The organism is Pseudomonas sp. LPB4.O (assembly GCF_038383825.1).
Taxonomy (GTDB): domain Bacteria; phylum Pseudomonadota; class Gammaproteobacteria; order Pseudomonadales; family Pseudomonadaceae; genus Aquipseudomonas; species Aquipseudomonas putida.
This window is the reverse complement of record NZ_CP151298.1, coordinates 1,253,031-1,273,425: the sequence shown is the minus strand read 5'-3', so window position 1 is coordinate 1,273,425 and position 20,395 is coordinate 1,253,031. Positions and strand designations below refer to the sequence as shown.

Below are 20,395 nucleotides of genomic sequence, written 5' to 3'. Positions count from 1 at the left end.
TAAGAAACCCCGGCCTTAGACGGCCATCAGGTCCTTTTCCTTGGCCTTGAAGGCAGCATCGACTTCGGCAACGAACTTGTCGGTAAGCTTCTGGATCTCGTCAGCGGCGCGACGTTCTTCGTCCTCGCTGATTTCCTTGTCCTTGGTCAGCTTCTTCAGGTCGGCCAAGGCGTCGCGGCGCACGTTGCGCACGGCTACCTTGGCATCCTCGCACACGCCGCTGGCCTGCTTGGTGTAGCCCTTGCGGGTTTCCTCGGTCAGGGCTGGCATCGGCACGCGAATGGTGGTGCCGGCGCTGGACGGGTTCAGGCCCAGGTCGGAGGTGAGAATGGCCTTCTCAATGGCAGCGCTGAGGTTTTTGTCGTGAGCGACAATCTTCAGGGTGCGGGCATCTTCGACGCTGATCGCAGCGACCTGGTTCAGCGGCATTTCGCTACCCCAGGCAGTGACTTTGACGCTGTCCAGGATGCTTGGGTGGGCACGACCGGTACGGATCGCCGCCAGGTGACGACCCAGCGCCTCGATGGACTTGCCCATGCGGTCCTGGGCGTCTTTCTTGATAGCGTTGATCATTTTTGAACTTCCTCGATCAGGGTTCCTTCCGCGCCGCCGTGCACGATGTTCAGCAGGGCGCCGGGCTTGTTCATATTGAAGACGCGCAGCGGCATCTTGTGGTCGCGGCAGAGACAGATTGCCGTCAGATCCATCACACCCAGCTTGCGATCCAGCACTTCATCGTAGGTCAGATGATCGAACTTCTCGGCATGCGGGTCCTTGAATGGATCAGCAGTGTATACACCATCGACCTTGGTTGCCTTCAATACCACGTCGGCATCGATTTCGATGGCGCGCAGGCAGGCAGCAGAGTCGGTGGTGAAGAACGGGTTGCCGGTACCGGCCGCGAAAATTACGACTTCTTTGGCGTTCAGGTGGCGCATGGCTTTGCGGCGATCATAGTGATCGGTCACGCCAACCATGGAAATAGCCGACATGACAATGGCGGTAATGTTCGCCCGCTCCAGCGCGTCGCGCATGGCCAGGGCGTTCATTACGGTCGCCAGCATGCCCATGTGGTCACCGGTGACGCGGTCCATGCCGGCTGCACTGAGCGCCGCACCACGGAACAGGTTGCCACCACCGATCACAAGACCTACCTGAACACCGATGCCGACCAGTTGGCCGACTTCCAGCGCCATGCGATCCAGGACTTTTGGGTCGATCCCGAACTCTTCCGAGCCCATCAGGGCCTCGCCGCTAAGTTTGAGTAGAATGCGTTTATAGCGAGCCTGATGACCACTGCCCTGCTGAGCCATTGCGAATCTCTCCTGCGGCGTTTGTAAAAAATTCTGGCGGGCTGCTTGAGCCTGCATGTAACTCTAACGTGACGCAGCGACTGCGTCAGCGAGCAACGGTCTCGTAAACCGCTCCCGCTTTGACAAAGAGGCTGCGCGCGTGAGCGGGCAGCCTCTTTGGGGCGACAGACGGGGCTGTCTTACTGCTTGGCAGCAGCTACCTGAGCGGCAACTTCAGCAGCGAAGTCGTCGACTGGCTTCTCGATGCCTTCACCTACTTTGAAGTAGGTGAACGAAACGATTTCAGCGCCGGCTTTCTTGGCCAGCTCGCCAACCTTGACTTCTGGGTTCATGACGAAAGCCTGCTCTTTCAGCGAAGCTTCGGCCTTGAACTTGGTGATACGGCCGTTGATCATGTTCTCAACGATGTTTTCCGGCTTGCCGGCGATCTTGTCGGCGTTCAGCTGCAGGAAGACATTCTTCTCGCGCTCGATGGCCTCGGCGGAGATTTCCGACGAATCCAGGAACTCAGGGTTCGACGCTGCAACGTGCATGGCGATGTTCTTCGCCAGCTCGACGTCACCGCCTTTCAGAACGACGACAGCGCCGATCTTGTTGCCGTGCAGGTAGGCACCGACAACGTCACCCTCAACGCGCACCAGGCGACGGATGTTGACGTTTTCGCCACACTTGGCAACCAGGGCTTCACGAGCAGCTTCACGCGAGGCGATCAGCGGAGCAGCGTCGGTCAGCTTCTGGGCGAAGGCTTCTTCAAGGCTTTCGGCAACGAAGTTCTTGAAGTCGTCTTGCAGGGCCAGGAAGTCGGTCTGCGAGTTCACTTCCAGCAGAACGGCGGATTTACCGTCGGTCTTGACCGCGATAGCGCCTTCAGCAGCGACGTTGCCAGCCTTTTTGGCGGCCTTGATGGCGCCCGAGGCACGCATGTCGTCAATGGCTTTTTCGATGTCGCCGCCAGCCTTTTCCAGGGCTTTCTTGCAATCCATCATGCCTTCGCCAGTACGCTCGCGCAGTTCTTTTACCAGCGCTGCAGTAATTGCTGCCATTTCAAAATCCTCTTGGAAAGTTTTTCAACCATTCCACCCGCTCGACACGGGCGTTAAATTCTGCGAATCCGCTGTTATTGTCTCAGCCACCCCATAATGCGGGGCCCTTGCTGACAGCAGGATTTCAAGGTGGCAAAAAGGGGGCTAAGCCCCCTTTTTGCGTGCCAAGTAGACGCTAGCGCCTATTACTCAGCAGCAGGTGCAGCCGCTTCTTCAACATAGACTTCGGTGCCGCCAGCAACGTTGTTGCGGCCGCGGATGATGGCGTCGGCCATCGAAGTCATGTACAGCTCGATGGCGCGGATGGCGTCGTCGTTGCCTGGGATGATGTAGTCAACACCTTCCGGGCTGCTGTTGGTATCGACAACGCCGATAACCGGGATGCCCAGCTTGTTAGCTTCGGTGATAGCAATGCGCTCGTGATCAACGTCGATCACGAACAGGGCATCAGGCAGACCGCCCATGTCCTTGATACCACCCAGGCTGCGGTCCAGCTTTTCCAGATCGCGCGAACGCATCAGGGCTTCTTTCTTGGTCAGCTTGGCAAAGGTGCCATCTTCGGCCTGGGTTTCCAGGTCGCGCAGACGCTTGATCGAAGCACGGATGGTTTTGTAGTTGGTCAGCATGCCGCCCAACCAGCGGTGGTCAACGTATGGCGAACCGGCACGAGCAGCTTGCTCGGCGACGATCTTGCCGGCGGAACGCTTGGTGCCGACGAACATGATCTTGTTCTTGCCCTGAGCCAGACGCTCTACGAAAGCCAGAGCTTCGTTGAACATTGGCAGGGTTTTTTCCAGGTTGATGATGTGGATCTTGTTACGCGCGCCGAAAATGTACTTGCCCATTTTCGGGTTCCAGTAACGGGTCTGGTGGCCGAAGTGCACACCGGCCTTCAGCATATCGCGCATGTTGACTTGGGACATGATAGTTCCTTGATAAGTCGGGTTGGGCCTCCACGCATCCCAATGACCAACCCGCAAATTCGAAAATCCGGGGCACCCAGGTCATCGTGTCGACACGTGTGTGGGTTTAAGCTCACGGGGTCGTCCCCGAAAGCGGCGCATGTTATACCACAGACCGCGAGCGAACGAAACCCGAATGAGGTTGCGTCTGTCAGCGGTTTTTGCAGCGCCCCGCCAAACAGGCCAGAATGCCTCCTGTAGACAGCAGCATGGCCGCCTTTATCCCGACAGAATGCCGCCCTGCTCTGCTAGAATCCGGCCTTTCCCGTTTGTTCGCGCCGCGTGCGGCGCCGTAGAGAGCCTGTAATGACCGTCAACATCAAGACCGCAGAAGACATCGAGAAGATGCGCATCGCCGGCCGCCTGGCCGCTGACGTGCTGGAAATGATCGAGGAGCACGTCAAGCCCGGTGTTACCACCGAAGCGCTCGACCGCCTGTGCCACGACTATATCGTCAACGTCCAGCAGGCCATCCCGGCGCCCCTCAACTACAAGGGCTACCCGAAGTCGATCTGCACCTCGATCAACCATGTGGTCTGCCACGGCATCCCCAACGACAAGCCGCTCAAGGAAGGTGACACGCTGAACATCGACGTCACCGTGATCAAGGACGGCTACCACGGCGATACCAGCCGCATGTTCCACGTCGGTACTGTGCCGGTTTGGGCCGAGCGCCTGTCCAAGGTTACCCAGGAGTGCATGTACAAGGCCATCGAGCTGGTCAAGCCGGGCTGCCGCCTGGGCGATATCGGCGAAGTGATCCAGAAGCACGCTGAAAAGAACGGCTTCTCGGTGGTGCGCGAGTTCTGCGGCCACGGCATCGGCAAGGTGTTCCACGAAGAGCCGCAGATCCTGCACTATGGCCGCGCCGGCACCGGCATGGAACTGAAAGAAGGCATGACCTTCACCATCGAACCGATGATCAACCAGGGCAAGGCCGACACCAAGGTGCTGGGCGACGGCTGGACCGCCATCACCAAGGACCGCAAGCTTTCGGCTCAGTGGGAACACACCCTGGTGGTGACTGCGACCGGCTACGAGATCTTCACCCTGCGCAAGGACGACACCATCCCGCGCACCTCGGCCTGACCGCACCGAGACAGGCCACCCGACGACAGGAACGTGACGCGATGCCCCAGGTGGACCCCGAGCTGTTCGATCGCGGCCAGTTCCAGGCGGAACTGGCCCTCAAGGCGAGCCCCATCGCCGCCTTCAAGAAAGCCATCCGCCAGGCCGGCGAGGTGCTCGACAAGCGTTTCCGCAGTGGCGGCGAAATCCGCCCGCTGATCGAAGCCCGCGCGTGGCTCGTGGACAATATCCTGCAACAGGCCTGGAACCAGTTCGACTGGGGCGACCACAGCGGTATCGCCCTGGTCGCAGTGGGTGGCTACGGGCGTGGTGAGCTGCACCCGCATTCAGACATCGACCTGCTCATTTTACTGGGCGCCGCCGAGCACGAGCAGTACCGCAACGCCATTGAGCGTTTTCTCACCCTGCTGTGGGACATCGGCCTGGAAGTGGGCCAAAGCGTGCGCACCGTCGACGAGTGCGCCGAACAGGCCCGCGCCGACCTGACGGTGATTACCAACCTGATGGAAAGCCGCACCATTGCAGGGCCCGAAACCCTGCGCCAGCGCATGCTGGAGGTGACCAGCACCGCGCACATGTGGCCGAGCAAAGACTTCTTCCTGGCCAAACGCGCCGAACTCAAGGCCCGTCACCACAAGTACAACGACACCGAGTACAACCTCGAACCCAACGTCAAGGGCTCGCCCGGTGGCCTGCGTGACATCCAGACAGTGCTGTGGGTGGCCCGCCGTCAGTACGGCACCCTGAACCTGCACGCATTGGCCGGCGAAGGTTTCTTGCTGGAAAGTGAGAACGAACTGCTGGCTTCGTCCCAGGATTTTCTGTGGAAGGTGCGCTACGCCCTGCACATGCTGGCCGGTCGCGCCGAGGACCGCCTGCTGTTCGACCACCAGCGCAGCCTCGCCGCACTGCTGGGCTACAGCGACGAGAACCCCAAGCGGGCAATCGAGCAGTTCATGCAGCAGTACTACCGGGTGGTGATGAGCATCAGCCAGTTGTGCGACCTGATCATTCAGCACTTCGAAGAGGTCATCCTCGCCGACGAAGACAGCGGCACCACCCAGCCGCTGAATGCACGCTTTCGCCTGCATGACGGCTATATCGAGGCTACCAACCCGAATGTGTTCAAACGCACACCGTTCGCCATGCTGGAAATCTTCGTGCTGATGGCCCAGCACCCCGAAATCAAGGGCGTGCGTGCCGATACGGTGCGCCTGCTGCGTGAGCACCGCCACCTGATCGACGACACCTTCCGCACCGATATCCGCAATACCAGCCTGTTCATCGAGCTGTTCAAGTGCGAAATCGGCATCCACCGCAACCTGCGGCGGATGAACCGCTACGGCATCCTTGGCCGCTACCTGCCGGAGTTCGGCCTGATCGTCGGGCAGATGCAGCACGACCTGTTCCACATCTATACGGTCGATGCGCACACGCTCAACCTCATCAAGCACCTGCGCAAGCTGCAGTACACGCCGGTGTCCGAGAAATTCCCGCTGGCAAGCAAGCTGATGGGGCGCCTGCCCAAGCCCGAACTGATCTACCTGGCCGGCCTCTACCACGACATAGGCAAAGGTCGCCAGGGCGACCATTCCGAGCTGGGCGCGGTGGATGCGCAGAAGTTCTGCGAGCGCCACCAGTTGCCGGCCTGGGACAGCCGGCTGATCGTCTGGCTGGTGCTAAACCACCTGGTGATGTCGACCACCGCCCAGCGCAAGGACTTGTCCGACCCGCAGGTGATCAACGACTTTGCCCTGCACGTGGGCGACGAGACGCGCCTTGACTACCTGTACGTGCTGACCGTGGCCGATATCAACGCCACCAACCCCAGCCTGTGGAACTCGTGGCGGGCCAGCCTGCTGCGCCAGCTCTACAGCGAAACCAAGCGCGCCCTGCGCCGCGGCCTGGAAAACCCGCTGGACCGCGAAGAACAGATTCGCCAGACCCAGTCTGCAGCCTTGGACATCCTTGTACGCGAGGGCACCGACCCGGACGATGTCGAGCAACTGTGGTCGCAGCTGGGCGATGACTACTTTCTCAAGCACAACGCCGGCGATGTGGCCTGGCACACGGACGCGATCCTGCAGCAACCGGCCGATGGCGGGCCGCTGGTGCTGATCAAGGAAACCACCCAGCGCGAGTTCGAAGGCGGCACGCAGATCTTCATCTACGCCCCTGACCAGCACGATTTCTTCGCCGTGACGGTGGCGGCCATGTCGCAGCTGAACCTGAACATCCACGATGCACGCATCATCACGTCGAGCAGCCAGTTCACCCTCGACACCTACATCGTGCTGGACAACGACGGCGGGTCTATCGGCGACAACCCGCAGCGGGTCAAGCAGATTCGCGACGGCCTGACCGAAGCGCTGCGCAACCCCGAGGACTACCCGACCATCATCCAGCGCCGGGTACCGCGCCAGCTCAAACACTTCAACTTCCCGCCGCAGGTGACCATCCTCAACGATGCCCAGCGGCCGGTGACCATCCTCGAAATCACCGCACCAGACCGCCCAGGCCTGCTGGCCCGGCTGGGGCGGATCTTCCTGGAGTTCGACCTGTCGCTGCAGAACGCCAAGATCGCCACCCTCGGCGAACGGGTGGAAGACGTGTTCTTCATCACTGATGCCGACAACCAGCCGCTGTCCGACCCGCAGCTGTGCAGCCGCCTGCAGGAGGCCATCGTCCAGCAGTTGCAGGCCGGCCAGGCCAGCGATGCCAGCCCTACCCGCGTGACCTTTTAACGACTAGACGATTGACGAGACCTTGCGCCGATGAACCATGCCTTGACCCAGCTTCAGCCCTACCCGTTCGAGAAACTCCGTGCCCTGCTGGGCAGCGTGAAGCCTGCGGCAGACAAACGCGCCATCGCCCTGTCAATCGGTGAGCCAAAGCACGAATCTCCGGCGTTCGTCGCCCAGGCCATGGCCGACAACCTCGACAAACTGGCGGTATACCCCAGCACTATCGGCCTGCCGGGCCTGCGCCAGGCGATCGGCCAGTGGTGCGAGCGTCGCTTTGGCGTGCCAGCCGGCTGGCTGGATGCCGACCGTCACATCCTGCCGGTCAATGGCACCCGTGAAGCGCTGTTCGCCTTCACCCAGGCGGTGGTCAACCGTGCCGATGACGGCCTGGTGATCAGCCCGAACCCGTTCTACCAGATCTACGAAGGCGCAGCGCTGCTGGCCGGGGCTACCCCGCACTACCTGCCGTGCCTGGAAAACAACGGTTTCAACCCTGACTTCGACGCCGTACCAGCCGAGGTGTGGAAGCGCTGCCAGATCCTGTTCCTGTGCTCGCCGGGCAACCCCACCGGCGCGCTGGTGCCGATGGACACCCTGAAGAAGCTGATCGCCCTGGCCGACGAACACGACTTCGTGATCGCCGCCGACGAGTGCTACAGCGAGCTTTACTTCGATGAAGACGCGCCACCACCGGGCCTGCTGACCGCCTGCGCCGAGCTCGGCCGCAGTGATTTCAAGCGCTGCGTGGTGTTCCACAGCCTGTCCAAGCGCTCCAACCTGCCGGGCCTGCGCTCGGGCTTCGTGGCTGGCGATGCCGAGATCATCAAACCGTTCCTGCTGTACCGCACCTACCACGGCTGCGCCATGCCGGTACAAACCCAGCTGGCCAGCATCGCCGCCTGGCAGGACGAGGCGCATGTACGCGCGAACCGCGACCAGTACCGCGCCAAGTACGATGCCGTGCTGGACATCCTGCAGCCGGTGCTGGACGTGCAGCGCCCGGACGGCAGCTTCTACCTGTGGGCCAAGGTGCCGGGCTGTGATGCCGAGTTCACCCGCGACCTGTTCGAAGCCCAACATGTGACGGTGGTACCGGGCTCGTACCTGTCGCGTGAAGTGGATGGTGTAAACCCCGGTGCCGGGCGCGTGCGCATGGCGCTGGTGGCACCGCTGGCCGAATGCATCGAGGCGGCAGAACGGATTCGCGCCTTCCTGCAAAACCGCTGACAGCCAATTCGCGGGCATGCCCGCTCCCACAGGTAATGCGCTGATTCCAAGCCCAGCGCAGCACCTGTGGGAGCGGGCGTGCCCGCGAAGGGTCTACCTGACCTGCCCCAGGTTGGCCTCGCTCATATCCAGCTCCCCGAGGACCTGCCGCACCACCTCATCGCCCACCAGGTGCTGGCGATGCAGGTTATACAGCTCCAGCCGCTGCGCCCTCAGCGCACGCAAGCGCAAGCGCCGCTCCAGCAAGTCCATCTGCTCGGCCAGGGCCTTGGCTTCGGCACTGTCGTTGTAGCTGTTCAGCTCATCCCGGTACTCAGCCATCAAGCGCGCCTTCAGCTCGGTCGCCAGGGTTGCCTGCGCAGCATCCTGCGGGGCATTGGCGTCGATCACTTCCTCTGCTTCCAGGGCATGGATCGCCGCCTCGGCCGTGCGCCGCCAGGCTTCCTGCACTTCCTGGTGCAAGCGCTCGTCCGGGCTCTTGGTCACCCCGCGCAGCAATATCGGCAGCGCGATGCAGGCGCTGATCAACGACAGCAGGATCACCCCGGCGGCAATGAAGATCAGCAAGTCACGCTCAGGGAAGGCCTTGCCCGCGCCCATCAGCAACGGCACCGACATCACACCCGCCAGGGTCACCGCACCGCGCACACCGCCCAGGGTCAGCAGCCAGCAGGAGCGCGCCGTAGGCATCAGCACCAGCGCCGGTTTGCCGCGCCAGCGGCGCACCACGCCGATCGAGCGCCAGATGCTCTGCACCCAGATGAACCGCAGCAGGATCAGCGCAGCAAAGATCGCCACCACGTCCAGGCATCGGTAGGCCAGGGTCGGCCAGACGGTGGCTTCGTGGCTGACCACCGCCTTGATGATGTCCGGCAACTGCAGGCCCAATAGCAGGAAGATCAGGCCATTGAAGGCGAACTCCAGCAGCGACCAGACGCTGCGATTGAGCAGGCGGGTGCTGGTCTGCCGTGGCAGCAAGTCAAGCCAGCTTTGCATCATGCCGGCGGCCACCGCCGACAGGATGCCCGACACGCCCAGACGCTCGGCCAGCACGTAGGCGGCGAATGGCAGCAACAACATGAACACCACGTGGGTGGCCGGGTCGTCCCAACCGCGGGCGATCATCCAGGCGCGCAGACGGCCCACCAGCCAGCTGAGGCCCACACCCACCGCGAGGCCGCCAAGCGCCACCAGGACGAAACTGAAGCTTGCATCAGTCAGCGAGAACACCCCGGTGATCGCCGCCGCCAGGGCGAACTTGAAGGTCACCAGGCCCGATGCGTCGTTCATGAGGGCCTCCCCCTGCAGCATGTGCATCAGCGGGGTGGGCAGGCGGTCCTGGGCGATGGCCGAAACCGCCACGGCATCGGTCGGCGAGAGTACCGCCGCCAAGGCGAACGCTACCGGCAGGGGGATGCTCGGCAGCAGCCAGTGAATGAAGTAGCCGGCCCCGACCACGGTGAACAGCACCAGACCAACGGCCAGCGCCACCACTGGCCCGCGAATGCGCCACAACTCACGCTTAGGGATGCGCCAGCCATCGGCAAACAGGAGCGGCGGCAAGAACAGGAACAGGAACAACTCGGGGTCCAAGGCCACGTGCAGGCCCAGGGTCGGCAGGGCCAGCAAGGCACCGGCAGCGATCTGTACCAGCGGCAGGGGCAGCGGAATCATGCGGCCGACCAGCTTCGACAGGCTGACCAGCGTCAGCAGGATGAGGACGGTGTAGGCGGACTGCATCCGGGAAAGCTTCCTTTGTGAACCAGAAACGATAGCAAGGCGAAACATCGCCATTGGAACAATATGTTAGCGGCGACCGACGGTTCGGGGCCGCTGCACGATAGTCGCAGGTGACGGGGGAATATGTAACATGATGATACTTCATGAGGGTGGTGGGGCCGGGTGGATACCTTGTCGATCAGGAGGTGGAGGCCTTGATTCTTGCAGCGCCCTTGAGATCGAGCGCCGCCCGCGCGGCGCTTCGCAGCACAAGGCTGCTCCTACAGTTGTTTCGGGCCAATTATTCCTGTGACGGAGGCGCGCGGCCCCTTGGCGTCCACCTCAATCGACGAACAAGGCGGGCGGGTGCTTTGGAAAAGGCGTCACTGGCCCGAAATAAATGTAGGAGCAGCCTTGTGCTGCGAAGCGCCGCGCGGGCGGCGCTCGATCTCCGACACGCTGCAAGGCTCAAGGCAAGCACACCCGTGGCGCTCACTGTTTCGTTCCCGCATAATCCCGCGACTGACATCGAAAAACGGAGAGATTGGGGCGACTTGTAACCCCAATGTACACAATGACCTACACGCTCTACGGCATCAAAGCCTGTGACACCATGAAAAAGGCGCGTACCTGGCTCGAAGACAAAGCCATCGCCTACGAATTCCACGACTACAAAAACCAAGGCATCGATCGCGACAGCCTGAACCGCTGGTGCGACGAACACGGCTGGGAAGTCATCCTCAACCGTGCCGGCACCACCTTCCGCAAGCTGGACGACGCCAGCAAGGCAGACCTCGACCAGGCCAAGGCCGTCGAGCTGATGCTGGCCCAGCCGTCGATGATCAAACGCCCGGTGCTGGACCTTGGCGCGCGCACCCTGGTCGGCTTCAAGCCGGACCTGTACGCCGCTGCCCTGGCCTGAGCCCCCACCCTATTTCGCACGAGGTAATCACATGTCCAATACCCTGTTCAGCCTGGCCTTCGGTGTCGGCTCCCAGAACCGCCAGGGCGCCTGGCTGGAAGTGTTCTACGCACAACCGCTGCTCAACCCGAGCGCCGAGCTGGTTGCCGCTGTAGCCCCTGTTCTCGGTTACGAAGGTGGCAACCAGGCCATCGCCTTCAGCAACGGCCAGGCCTTGAAACTGGCCGAAGCCCTGAAAGGCGTGGATGCTGCCCAGGCCGCCCTGCTGACCCGCCTGGCCGAAAGCCACAAGCCGCTGGTCGCCACCCTGCTGGCCGAAGACGCTGCCCTGACCTCCACCCCGGAGGCCTACCTCAAGCTGCACCTGCTATCGCACCGCCTGGTCAAGCCACACGGCCTGAGCCTGGCTGGCATCTTCCCGCTGCTGCCGAACGTAGCCTGGACAAACCAAGGCGCGGTCGACCTGGCCGAACTGGCCGAGCTGCAACTGGAAGCGCGCCTGAAGGGCGAGCTGCTGGAAGTGTTCTCGGTGGACAAGTTCCCGAAGATGACCGACTACGTGGTCCCGGCCGGCGTGCGCATCGCCGATACCGCCCGTGTGCGCCTGGGCGCCTACATCGGCGAAGGCACCACCATCATGCACGAAGGCTTCGTCAACTTTAACGCTGGCACCGAAGGCCCGGGCATGATCGAAGGCCGCGTGTCCGCCGGCGTATTCGTTGGCAAAGGTTCCGACCTGGGCGGCGGTTGCTCGACCATGGGTACCCTGTCCGGTGGCGGCAACATCGTCATCAAGGTGGGCGAAGGCTGCCTGATCGGCGCCAACGCTGGTATCGGCATCCCGCTGGGCGACCGCAACACCGTTGAAGCCGGCCTGTACATCACCGCTGGCACCAAGGTGAACCTGCTGGACGAAAACAACGAGCTGGTCAAAGTGGTCAAGGCCCGCGACCTGGCCGGCCAGACCGACCTGCTGTTCCGCCGCAACTCGCTGAACGGCGCGGTAGAGTGCAAGACCCACAAGTCGGCCATCGAGCTGAACGAGGCCCTGCACGCTCACAACTGAGCATGCTCGGCGTTTGAAATGTTAAGATCGGGTCTGGCACCACGCCAGACCCGATTTTCATTCCAGGCCCCGTGAACATGTTCCAGCCCTCCCCCTGGCGTGCCGACTTCCCCGCCATCGCCGCCCTGCAACGGCAGCACCAGACCTATCTGGACAGCGCCGCTACCACCCAAAAGCCGCAAGCCCTGATCGATGCCTTGAGCCATTACTACGGTCATGGCGCGGCCAACGTACACCGTGCCCAGCACCTGCCCGGTGCACTGGCGACCCAGGCCTTCGAAACCAGCCGCGACAAGGTCGCCGCCTGGTTGAATGCTGCGGACTCACGGCAGATCGTGTTCACTCACGGTGCCACCTCGGCCTTGAATCTGCTGGCCTACGGCCTTGAGCACCGCTTCGAAGCCGGTGACGAAATTGCCATCAGCGCGCTGGAGCACCATGCCAACCTGCTGCCCTGGCAACAGCTGGCACGCCGGCGCAACCTGCGCCTGGTGATACTGCCGCTGGATGCCTTTGGCCGCATCGACCTGAACCAGGCACTGCAACTGATAGGCCCGCGCACCCGGGTGCTCGCCGTCAGCCAGCTGTCCAACGTACTGGGTACCTGGCAACCGCTGCCGGCCCTGCTTTCCCATGCCCGCGCACAAGGCGCGCTGACCGTGGTCGACGGTGCCCAGGGCGTGGTGCATGGCCGCCACGATGTGCAGCAACTGGGCTGCGACTTCTATGTGTTCTCCAGCCACAAGTTGTACGGCCCGGATGGGGTTGGCGTGCTGTACGGCCACACTCAGGCGCTGGAGCTGCTGCGCCATTGGCAGTTCGGTGGCGAGATGGTGCAACTGGCCGAGTACCAGAGCGCCAGCTTTCGCCCCGCACCGCTGGGGTTCGAGGCAGGTACGCCGCCAATCGCCGGGGTGATAGGCCTGGGGGCAACCCTGGATTATTTGGCCAGCCTCGACGCCCAGGCTGTCGAAGCCCACGAAACCAGCCTGCACCAGCACCTGCTGCGCGGCCTGGCTGACCGTGAGGGCGTGCGGGTATTGGGGGCACCGCAGACGGCGCTGGCCAGCTTCGTCATCGAGGGCGTGCACAACGCCGATATCGCCCACTTGCTCACCGAGCAAGGGATAGCCGTGCGTGCCGGACACCACTGCGCCATGCCGCTCTTGCAAGGGCTGGGGCTGGAGGGCGCAATCCGCGTATCGCTGGGCTTGTACAACGACAGCGACGACTTGCAGCGCTTCTTCGCTGCGCTTGATCAGGGTCTGGAGTTGCTGCGATGAGCATGTCGGAACAGGCGCGCCAGGCGCTGGAAGCGTTTGAGGAGGGCAAGGGCTGGGAACAGCGCGCCCGGCTGCTGATGCAGTGGGGCGACCGCCTGGAACCACTGGCCGAGACTGACAAGACCGAAGCCAACCGGGTGCATGGCTGCGAAAGCCTGGTCTGGCTGGTGGCCGAACGCGTCGATGGGCAGTGGCGGTTCAAGGCCAGTAGCGATGCACGCTTGTTGCGCGGGCTGCTGGCGTTGTTGCTGGTGCGGGTGCAGGGTTTGACCAGTGAAGAGCTGGCCAGGCTTGATCTGCGCGAGTGGTTCACCCAACTGGGGCTAGAGCGCCAGCTCTCGCCGTCGCGCAGCAATGGGCTGCATGCAGTGTTGCAGCGGATGACAAAATTGGCGTCTACCCGCTAAATCCAGGGCATACGCTGCTCCCTGTAGGAGTGGCCTTGTGCCGCGAAAGGGCCGCCCAGCGGCCCCAGCAATCTTCGTGGAGAGGCTGAAATGGGGCCGCTACGCGCCCCTTTCGCGGCACAAGGCCGCTCCTACAAGGACCGAGTTGACCTGTGAATGATTACTCAGGCTTGATACGTTCCGAAGGCCGCCGTGCACCTGCCACCAGTTTCTCGATCGCCTTGCTCGCCGCCACCATGCCAAAGGTCGCGGTCACCATCATCACCGCGCCAAAGCCACCCGAGCAGTCCAGCCTTACACCCTCACCCACGAAGCTCTTCTGCAGGCAAACGCTGCCATCTCCCTTGGGGTAACGCAGCTGTTCGCTGGAGAACACGCACGGCACACCATAGTTGCGGCTGACATTGCGCGAGAAGTTGTAATCGCGGCGCAGGGTGGAGCGCACCCGCGAGGCCAACGGGTCGTTGAAGGTCTTGTTCAGGTCGGCGATCTGGATCTGTGTCGGGTCGATCTGACCACCAGCGCCACCCGTGGTCACGATGGCGATCTTGCGCCGCCGGCACCAGGCAATCAACGCAGCCTTGGCCATGACGCTATCGATGCAGTCAATTACACAGTCCAGCTGCTCGTGGATGTGCTCGGCCATGGTTTCACGGGTGACGAAGTCGGCCACCGCATGCACCGTGCATGCCGGGTTGATCGCCCGCAGGCGCTCAGCCATGACCTCCACCTTGGGCCGCCCCACCTGCCCTTCCAGGGCATGGGCCTGGCGGTTGGTGTTGCTGACGCAGACGTCGTCCAGATCAAACAGGGAAATTTCACCCACGCCGCTGCGGGCCAGCGCTTCGGCCACCCACGAGCCAACCCCGCCAATACCGACCACGCCCACATGGGCCTGGCCCAGGCGTTGCAGCCCCTGGTCGCCATATAGCCGGGCAACGCCGGCGAAGCGTGGATCTTCTGTGCTCATGTTCATACCCCAAAAAACCGGCGCGCATTATATGCCAGCGGGCCCATGGCCTGCATCGTTAGGAAAGACACTACCAACCCTGCTTTAATGTCCTATCACTTCGACACAAATGGACGACAATGTCTTCACGTAAATTCGGCCTGAACCTGGTTGTGGTGCTGGCCATCGCCGCGCTGTTCACCGGGTTCTGGGCACTGATCAACCGCCCGGTCTCCGCCCCCGCCTGGCCAGAGCAGATCTCTGGCTTTTCGTATTCGCCGTTCCGTCTGGGTGAAAGCCCGCAGAAGGGCCAGTACCCCACTGACGACGAGATGCGCCAGGACCTGGAGCAGTTGAGCAAACTCACCGACAGCATCCGTATCTATACGGTGGAGGGCACCCAGGCCGACATCCCGCGTCTGGCCGAGGAATTCGGCCTGCGCGTGACCCTGGGGATATGGATCAGCCCGGACCTGGAGCGCAACGAACGCGAAATCGCCACGGCCATCCAGTTGGCCAACACCTCGCGCAGCGTGGTGCGGGTAGTGGTTGGCAACGAGGCGCTGTTCCGTGAAGAAGTCACCCCGGAAAACCTGATCAAATACCTGGACCGGGTACGCGCAGCCGTCAAGGTACCGGTGACCACCAGTGAGCAATGGCACATCTGGAAGGAAAACCCGGAGATCGCCAAGCACGTCGACCTGATTGCCGCGCACATCCTGCCCTACTGGGAATTCGTGCCGATGAAGGATTCGGTCGAGTTCGTGCTCGACCGCGCCCGTGAGCTGAAGCACCAGTTCCCGCGCAAACCGCTGCTGCTGTCGGAAGTCGGCTGGCCGAGCAACGGCCGCATGCGCGGTGGTGCCGATGCCAGCCAGGCCGACCAGGCCATTTACCTGCGCACCTTGGTCAACACCCTAAACCGCCGTGGCTACAACTACTTCGTCATCGAAGCCTATGACCAGCCGTGGAAGGCCAGCGACGAAGGCTCGGTAGGCGCCTACTGGGGCGTGTACAACGCCGAGCGCCAGCAAAAATTCAACTTCGACGGCCCCGTGGTGGCGATCCCGCAGTGGCGTGCCCTGGCGGTAGCCTCGGTGGTGCTGGCGATGATTGCGCTGATGGTGCTGTTCATCGACGGCTCGGCGCTGCGCCAGCGTGGCCGCACATTCCTCACCTTCATCACCTTCCTGTGCGGGTCGGTGCTGGTGTGGATTGCCTATGACTACAGCCAGCAATACAGCACCTGGTTCAGCCTCACCGTGGGCGTGCTGCTTGCCCTTGGCGCGCTGGGCGTGTTCATCGTGCTGCTGACCGAGGCCCATGAACTGGCCGAGGCAGTATGGATACACAAGCGCCGACGCGAGTTCCTGCCGGTACAGGCCGACAGCGCCTACCGGCCCAAGGTGTCGGTGCATGTGCCGTGCTACAACGAGCCACCCGAGATGGTAAAGCAGACCCTCGACGCCCTGGCCGCACTGGACTACCCCGACTACGAAGTGCTGGTGATCGACAACAACACCAAGGACCCGGCCGTGTGGGAGCCGCTGAAGGCCCACTGCGAGAAGCTCGGCGAGCGCTTCAAGTTCTTCCACGTCGCGCCACTGGCCGGCTTCAAGGGCGGCGCACTGAACTACCTGCTCCCGCACACGGCCAAGGACGCCGAAGTGATCGCGGTGATCGACTCGGACTACTGCGTCGACCGCAACTGGCTCAAGCACATGGTGCCGCATTTCGCCGACCCGAAAATTGCCGTGGTGCAGTCGCCGCAGGACTATCGCGACCAGCACGAAAGCGCCTTCAAGAAGCTGTGCTACAGCGAGTACAAGGGCTTCTTCCACATCGGCATGGTCACCCGCAACGACCGTGACGCCATCATTCAGCACGGCACCATGACCATGACCCGACGCACGGTACTGGAAGAGCTGGGCTGGGCCGAATGGTGCATCTGCGAGGACGCCGAGCTGGGCCTGCGCGTGTTCGAGAAGGGCCTGTCGGCCGCCTACGCCCACAACAGCTACGGCAAGGGCCTGATGCCCGACACCTTCATCGACTTCAAGAAGCAGCGCTTCCGCTGGGCCTACGGCGCCATCCAGATCATCAAGCACCACGCCAGTGCCCTGCTGCGCGGCAAGGGCAGCGAGCTGACCCGTGGCCAGCGCTACCACTTCCTGGCCGGCTGGCTGCCGTGGGTCGCCGACGGCATGAACATCTTCTTCACCATCGGCGCGCTGCTGTGGTCGGCGGCGATGATCATCGTGCCGCACCGGGTCGACCCGCCGCTGATGATCTTCGCCATCCCGCCGCTGGCGTTGTTCTTCTTCAAGGTCGGCAAGATCATCTTCCTTTACCGCCGCGCAGTGGGGGTCAACCTCAAGGACGCCTTTGCCGCAGCACTGGCCGGGCTGGCGCTGTCGCATACCATTGCCAAGGCGGTGCTGTACGGTTTCTTCACCAGCAGCATGCCGTTCTTCCGCACGCCAAAGAATGCCGACAGCCATGGGCTGCTGGTGGCACTTTCCGAAGCGCGGGAAGAGCTGTTCATCATGTTGCTGCTGTGGGGTGCGGCGCTGGGTATCTACCTGGTGCAGGGGCTGCCGAGTTCGGACATGCGCTTCTGGGTGGGGATGCTGCTGGTGCAGTCGTTGCCTTACGTGGCGGCGCTGGTGATGGCGTTGCTGTCTTCGCTGCCCAAGCCAGTGGAGAAGGCTGCCGAGCCGCAACAGGCTTGAGATTGCCGGGGCTGCTTTGCAGCCCTTTCGCGGCACAAGGCCGCTCCTACAGGGGACCGCGGCAGCCAGATAACCCGCGATCGCTTGTGGGAGCGGCCTTGCGTCGCGACAGGGCCGCAAAGCGGCCCCATTGGCCCTTCGGTTTGATATAAGATAACGCCCCTCAGATTTCCCCGCCTTGCCTTGCCCCGGAGTCCCCCATGACGGCCCCTGCCGAGCTCTCGCCTACCCTTCAACTGGCCTGCGACCTGATCCGTCGCCCCTCGGTCACCCCTGTCGACGCCGACTGCCAGGCGCAGATGATGAAACGCCTGGGCGCCGTGGGCTTCGAGCTCGAGCCGATGCGCATTGAAGACGTAGACAACTTCTGGGCCACCCATGGCAGCCAGGACGGCCCGGTGCTGTGCTTTGCCGGCCACACCGACGTGGTGCCCACCGGCCCGGTGCAGCAATGGCAGCACGAACCGTTCGAAGCGCTGATCGACGCTGACGGCATGCTCTGCGGCCGCGGCGCCGCCGACATGAAAGGCAGCCTGGCCTCCATGGTGATCGCCAGCGAGCGCTTCGTGCACGACTACCCGAACCACCGCGGCAAGGTCGCCTTCCTGATCACCAGCGACGAGGAGGGCCCGGCCCACCACGGCACCAAGGCAGTGGTCGAGCGCCTGAAAGCACGCAACGAACGCCTGGACTGGTGCATCGTCGGCGAACCCTCCAGCACCACCCAGCTGGGTGACGTGGTCAAGAACGGCCGCCGTGGCTCGCTGGGTGCCAAGCTGACCGTGCGCGGCAAGCAGGGCCACGTGGCCTACCCGCACCTGGCACGTAACCCGATCCACCTGGCCGCCCCGGCCTTGGCGGAACTGGCAGCCGAGCACTGGGACGAAGGCAACGCGTTCTTCCCGCCAACCAGCTTCCAGATCTCCAACCTCAATTCCGGCACCGGCGCCACCAACGTGGTACCGGGCGACCTGACCGCGCTGTTCAACTTCCGCTTCTCCACCGAGTCGACTGTCGAAGGCCTGCAGGCGCGAGTGTCGGCGATTCTCGACAAGCATGAACTCGACTGGTCGGTCGACTGGGCGCTGTCGGGCCTGCCGTTCCTCACCGAACCTGGTGAACTGCTCGACGCAGTGGCACATAGCATCAAGGGCGTCACCGGCCGCGATACCCAGCCATCCACCAGCGGCGGCACCTCCGATGGCCGTTTCATCGCCACCATGGGCACCCAGGTGGTCGAGCTTGGCCCGGTCAACGCCACCATTCACCAGGTGGACGAGCGGATCCTGGCCAGCGACCTCGACCTGCTGACCGAAATCTACTACCAGACTCTGGTTCGGTTGCTCGCCTGATGCTCGCCTGCCCCCTTTGCCAGGCGCCGCTGAGCCGGCTCGACAATAGTGTGGTGTGCCCGGCCGGCCACCGCTTCGACCGCGCCCGCCAGGGTTACCTGAACCTGCTGCCGGTGCAGCACAAGAACAGCCGCGACCCAGGTGACAACCAGGCCATGGTCGAGGCCCGCCGCGACTTCCTCGACGCTGGCCACTACGCCCCGGTGGCCCGCCGCCTGGCCGAGCTGGCCGCCGAGCGCCAGCCCGGCGCCTGGCTGGACATCGGCTGCGGCGAGGGTTACTACACAGCGCTGCTCGCCCAGGCCCTGCCGGCTGCCGACGGTTACGCCCTGGACATCTCCCGCGAGGCGGTCAAGCGTGCCTGCCGCCGCGCGCCGCAGGTTACATGGATGGTCGCCAGCATGGCCCGCGTGCCGCTGGCCGACGCCACCTGCCAGTTCATCGCCAGCGTGTTCAGCCCGCTGGACTGGGCCGAGGCCAAGCGCCTGCTCAGCCCCGGCGGTGGCCTGATGCGGGTGGGCCCGACCAGCGGCCACCTGATGGAGTTGCGCGAGGTGCTGTACGATGAAGTACGCCCTTACGCCGACGACAAGCACCTGGCCCTCGTCCCCGAAGGCATGACCCACGCCCACAGCGAAACGCTCGAGTTCCGCCTGAGCCTGGCCGTGCCCAAGGCACGCGCCGACCTGCTGGCGATGACCCCGCACGGGTGGCGCGCCAGCGCCGAAAAGCGCGCCCGGGTGATCGACCAGCCCGAGCCGTTCGAGGTCACGGTTTCAATGCGTTATGACTATTTCGTGCGCCAAGACTGAGCAAACCCGGAGCCCTTATGCGCCAACCCGATATCGAGATCTACCTGAAGGACGCCGACGTCGACCACAAGCAGATTGCCGAGTGGCTCGCCCAGGCGATTGGCCCCTGCAGCGAATGGCAGCAGAAAGGCCAGACGTTCAAATGCAAGGCCGGTAACATTCCGGTCACCTGGCTACCCAAGGCTGTAGGGAAATGGAACAGCCTGTACCTGGAAAGTGATCAGACGCCATGGGCCGATGATATCGCCTGCGCCCGCGCTGCATTCGCCGCACTGGGTGTGGAAGTGCGCTGCGCGCCGGGTGGCTGGGTCGAGGAAGACGGGGAAGAAGATGCCGACCGCTGGGTCCGCATCAGCGCCGACGGTGAAGAGGAAATCACCTGGCGCACTTCTTGAGCTGCAAGCTTTAATCTGCAAGCGCCAAGACGGATCGCATCAGGCTGCAAGTACACGGTCACTTGCAGCTTGAGGCTTACAGCTTGAGGCTCAGAGCCCTACTACGTCCTCGGCTTGCAGGCCTTTCTGGCCTTGCACGCAGGAGTACTCAACCCGCTGCCCCTCGACCAGGGAACGATGCCCCTCACCGCGGATCGCCCGATAATGGACGAACACATCCGCACCACCTTCGCGCTGAATGAAGCCAAAGCCTTTGGCATCGTTGAACCACTTTACATTCCCAGTCTCACGAGACGACATCTGAACTACTCCGGATTTTTATTGTGAAGATCGCCTTGTAGGCATGAGCTCACGGCCCCGTGCCAACGCCGCTTGCTGAA

Annotated in this window: 18 protein-coding genes; 11 read left to right on the top strand and 7 right to left on the bottom strand. The window is 63.0% G+C overall.

What is annotated here, in order from left to right:
- Positions 1-15: 15 nt before the first annotated feature.
- The 4 genes from frr to rpsB all read right to left on the bottom strand — a co-directional run bounded on the left by frr (position 16) and on the right by rpsB (position 3,279).
- Positions 16-573: a ribosome recycling factor gene (gene frr, locus MRBLPB4O_RS05735; protein WP_043202602.1), complete on the bottom strand. Its 558-nt coding sequence runs from the start codon at positions 571-573 to the stop codon at positions 16-18.
- A complete protein-coding gene (pyrH, locus tag MRBLPB4O_RS05730) occupies positions 570-1,313 on the bottom strand; it encodes a UMP kinase (protein ID WP_009686950.1) in 744 nt (247 codons plus the stop codon). Before pyrH ends, frr begins: the two co-directional genes overlap by 4 nt.
- Before the next feature lie 179 nt (positions 1,314-1,492).
- On the bottom strand, positions 1,493-2,356 hold the full coding sequence (gene tsf, locus MRBLPB4O_RS05725; RefSeq protein WP_016485208.1) for a translation elongation factor Ts: 864 nt from the start codon (positions 2,354-2,356) through the stop codon (positions 1,493-1,495).
- 185 nt (positions 2,357-2,541) lie between these two features.
- Positions 2,542-3,279 (bottom strand): 30S ribosomal protein S2, encoded by a 738-nt coding sequence (gene rpsB, locus MRBLPB4O_RS05720; RefSeq protein WP_016501167.1) that lies wholly within the window; start codon positions 3,277-3,279, stop codon positions 2,542-2,544.
- Between the two features lie 345 nt (positions 3,280-3,624).
- Between rpsB and map the strand changes: the two genes are divergently transcribed.
- Genes map through dapC form a run of 3 tightly spaced genes read left to right on the top strand, consistent with a single transcriptional unit; the run spans position 3,625 to position 8,378 of the window.
- Entirely contained in the window at positions 3,625-4,407 is a 783-nt protein-coding gene (gene map, locus MRBLPB4O_RS05715; protein ID WP_341797761.1) for a type I methionyl aminopeptidase, read from the top strand.
- A gap of 41 nt (positions 4,408-4,448) precedes the next feature.
- A complete protein-coding gene (locus MRBLPB4O_RS05710; protein ID WP_341797760.1) occupies positions 4,449-7,151 on the top strand; it encodes a [protein-PII] uridylyltransferase in 2,703 nt (900 codons plus the stop codon).
- 30 nt (positions 7,152-7,181) lie between these two features.
- Entirely contained in the window at positions 7,182-8,378 is a 1,197-nt protein-coding gene (dapC, locus tag MRBLPB4O_RS05705) for a succinyldiaminopimelate transaminase (RefSeq protein WP_341797759.1), read from the top strand.
- Positions 8,379-8,471: 93 nt separating this feature from the next.
- On the opposite strand, the gene MRBLPB4O_RS05700 is transcribed toward dapC, so the two are convergent.
- On the bottom strand, positions 8,472-10,118 hold the full coding sequence (locus MRBLPB4O_RS05700; RefSeq protein ID WP_341797758.1) for a Na+/H+ antiporter: 1,647 nt from the start codon (positions 10,116-10,118) through the stop codon (positions 8,472-8,474).
- Positions 10,119-10,671: 553 nt separating this feature from the next.
- Here MRBLPB4O_RS05700 and MRBLPB4O_RS05695 point away from each other — a divergent pair.
- From MRBLPB4O_RS05695 to MRBLPB4O_RS05680, 4 genes are all read left to right on the top strand, one after another.
- On the top strand, positions 10,672-11,019 hold the full coding sequence (locus MRBLPB4O_RS05695) for an ArsC family reductase (RefSeq protein ID WP_341797757.1): 348 nt from the start codon (positions 10,672-10,674) through the stop codon (positions 11,017-11,019).
- Positions 11,020-11,050: 31 nt separating this feature from the next.
- Positions 11,051-12,085 (top strand): 2,3,4,5-tetrahydropyridine-2,6-dicarboxylate N-succinyltransferase, encoded by a 1,035-nt coding sequence (gene dapD / locus MRBLPB4O_RS05690; protein ID WP_016485200.1) that lies wholly within the window; start codon positions 11,051-11,053, stop codon positions 12,083-12,085.
- A 77-nt stretch (positions 12,086-12,162) separates the two neighbouring features.
- Positions 12,163-13,368, top strand: a complete 1,206-nt coding sequence (locus MRBLPB4O_RS05685; protein WP_341797756.1) for a cysteine desulfurase — start codon at positions 12,163-12,165, stop codon at positions 13,366-13,368.
- Positions 13,365-13,775 carry a SufE family protein gene (locus MRBLPB4O_RS05680; protein WP_341797755.1) on the top strand — a complete coding sequence of 137 codons (411 nt, stop codon included), beginning with the start codon at positions 13,365-13,367 and terminating at the stop codon, positions 13,773-13,775. Before MRBLPB4O_RS05685 ends, MRBLPB4O_RS05680 begins: the two co-directional genes overlap by 4 nt.
- A gap of 160 nt (positions 13,776-13,935) precedes the next feature.
- Here MRBLPB4O_RS05680 and tcdA read toward each other — a convergent pair whose 3' ends face one another.
- Positions 13,936-14,745, bottom strand: coding sequence for a tRNA cyclic N6-threonylcarbamoyladenosine(37) synthase TcdA (gene tcdA, locus MRBLPB4O_RS05675; RefSeq protein WP_162465285.1), 810 nt, complete (start codon positions 14,743-14,745; stop codon positions 13,936-13,938).
- 119 nt (positions 14,746-14,864) lie between these two features.
- Between tcdA and MRBLPB4O_RS05670 the strand changes: the two genes are divergently transcribed.
- The 4 genes from MRBLPB4O_RS05670 (at position 14,865) to MRBLPB4O_RS05655 (ending at position 20,015) form a co-directional block, all read left to right on the top strand.
- Positions 14,865-17,456: a glycosyltransferase gene (locus MRBLPB4O_RS05670; protein WP_341797754.1), complete on the top strand. Its 2,592-nt coding sequence runs from the start codon at positions 14,865-14,867 to the stop codon at positions 17,454-17,456.
- 200 nt (positions 17,457-17,656) lie between these two features.
- Positions 17,657-18,808, top strand: a complete 1,152-nt coding sequence (gene dapE / locus MRBLPB4O_RS05665; protein WP_341797753.1) for a succinyl-diaminopimelate desuccinylase — start codon at positions 17,657-17,659, stop codon at positions 18,806-18,808.
- A complete protein-coding gene (locus MRBLPB4O_RS05660) occupies positions 18,808-19,620 on the top strand; it encodes a putative RNA methyltransferase (protein WP_341797752.1) in 813 nt (270 codons plus the stop codon). The genes dapE and MRBLPB4O_RS05660 overlap by 1 nt, the downstream gene beginning before the upstream one ends.
- 17 nt (positions 19,621-19,637) lie before the next feature.
- Positions 19,638-20,015 carry a hypothetical protein gene (locus tag MRBLPB4O_RS05655; protein ID WP_016501178.1) on the top strand — a complete coding sequence of 126 codons (378 nt, stop codon included), beginning with the start codon at positions 19,638-19,640 and terminating at the stop codon, positions 20,013-20,015.
- A 90-nt stretch (positions 20,016-20,105) separates the two neighbouring features.
- Here MRBLPB4O_RS05655 and MRBLPB4O_RS05650 read toward each other — a convergent pair whose 3' ends face one another.
- A complete protein-coding gene (locus MRBLPB4O_RS05650; RefSeq protein ID WP_016501179.1) occupies positions 20,106-20,315 on the bottom strand; it encodes a cold-shock protein in 210 nt (69 codons plus the stop codon).
- Positions 20,316-20,395 lie beyond the last annotated feature (80 nt).

Excerpts from the sequence above, each read along its gene's own strand:
- frr (WP_043202602.1), bottom strand. The coding sequence starts at position 573 with ATGATCAACGCTATCAAGAAAGACGCCCAGGACCGCATGGGCAAGTCC.
- pyrH (WP_009686950.1), bottom strand. The coding sequence starts at position 1,313 with ATGGCTCAGCAGGGCAGTGGTCATCAGGCTCGCTATAAACGCATTCTA.
- tsf (WP_016485208.1), bottom strand. The coding sequence starts at position 2,356 with ATGGCAGCAATTACTGCAGCGCTGGTAAAAGAACTGCGCGAGCGTACT.
- rpsB (WP_016501167.1), bottom strand. The coding sequence starts at position 3,279 with ATGTCCCAAGTCAACATGCGCGATATGCTGAAGGCCGGTGTGCACTTC.
- map (WP_341797761.1), top strand. The coding sequence starts at position 3,625 with ATGACCGTCAACATCAAGACCGCAGAAGACATCGAGAAGATGCGCATC.
- MRBLPB4O_RS05710 (WP_341797760.1), top strand. The coding sequence starts at position 4,449 with ATGCCCCAGGTGGACCCCGAGCTGTTCGATCGCGGCCAGTTCCAGGCG.
- dapC (WP_341797759.1), top strand. The coding sequence starts at position 7,182 with ATGAACCATGCCTTGACCCAGCTTCAGCCCTACCCGTTCGAGAAACTC.
- MRBLPB4O_RS05700 (WP_341797758.1), bottom strand. The coding sequence starts at position 10,118 with ATGCAGTCCGCCTACACCGTCCTCATCCTGCTGACGCTGGTCAGCCTG.
- MRBLPB4O_RS05695 (WP_341797757.1), top strand. The coding sequence starts at position 10,672 with ATGACCTACACGCTCTACGGCATCAAAGCCTGTGACACCATGAAAAAG.
- dapD (WP_016485200.1), top strand. The coding sequence starts at position 11,051 with ATGTCCAATACCCTGTTCAGCCTGGCCTTCGGTGTCGGCTCCCAGAAC.
- MRBLPB4O_RS05685 (WP_341797756.1), top strand. The coding sequence starts at position 12,163 with ATGTTCCAGCCCTCCCCCTGGCGTGCCGACTTCCCCGCCATCGCCGCC.
- MRBLPB4O_RS05680 (WP_341797755.1), top strand. The coding sequence starts at position 13,365 with ATGAGCATGTCGGAACAGGCGCGCCAGGCGCTGGAAGCGTTTGAGGAG.
- tcdA (WP_162465285.1), bottom strand. The coding sequence starts at position 14,745 with ATGAGCACAGAAGATCCACGCTTCGCCGGCGTTGCCCGGCTATATGGC.
- MRBLPB4O_RS05670 (WP_341797754.1), top strand. The coding sequence starts at position 14,865 with ATGTCTTCACGTAAATTCGGCCTGAACCTGGTTGTGGTGCTGGCCATC.
- dapE (WP_341797753.1), top strand. The coding sequence starts at position 17,657 with ATGACGGCCCCTGCCGAGCTCTCGCCTACCCTTCAACTGGCCTGCGAC.
- MRBLPB4O_RS05660 (WP_341797752.1), top strand. The coding sequence starts at position 18,808 with ATGCTCGCCTGCCCCCTTTGCCAGGCGCCGCTGAGCCGGCTCGACAAT.
- MRBLPB4O_RS05655 (WP_016501178.1), top strand. The coding sequence starts at position 19,638 with ATGCGCCAACCCGATATCGAGATCTACCTGAAGGACGCCGACGTCGAC.
- MRBLPB4O_RS05650 (WP_016501179.1), bottom strand. The coding sequence starts at position 20,315 with ATGTCGTCTCGTGAGACTGGGAATGTAAAGTGGTTCAACGATGCCAAA.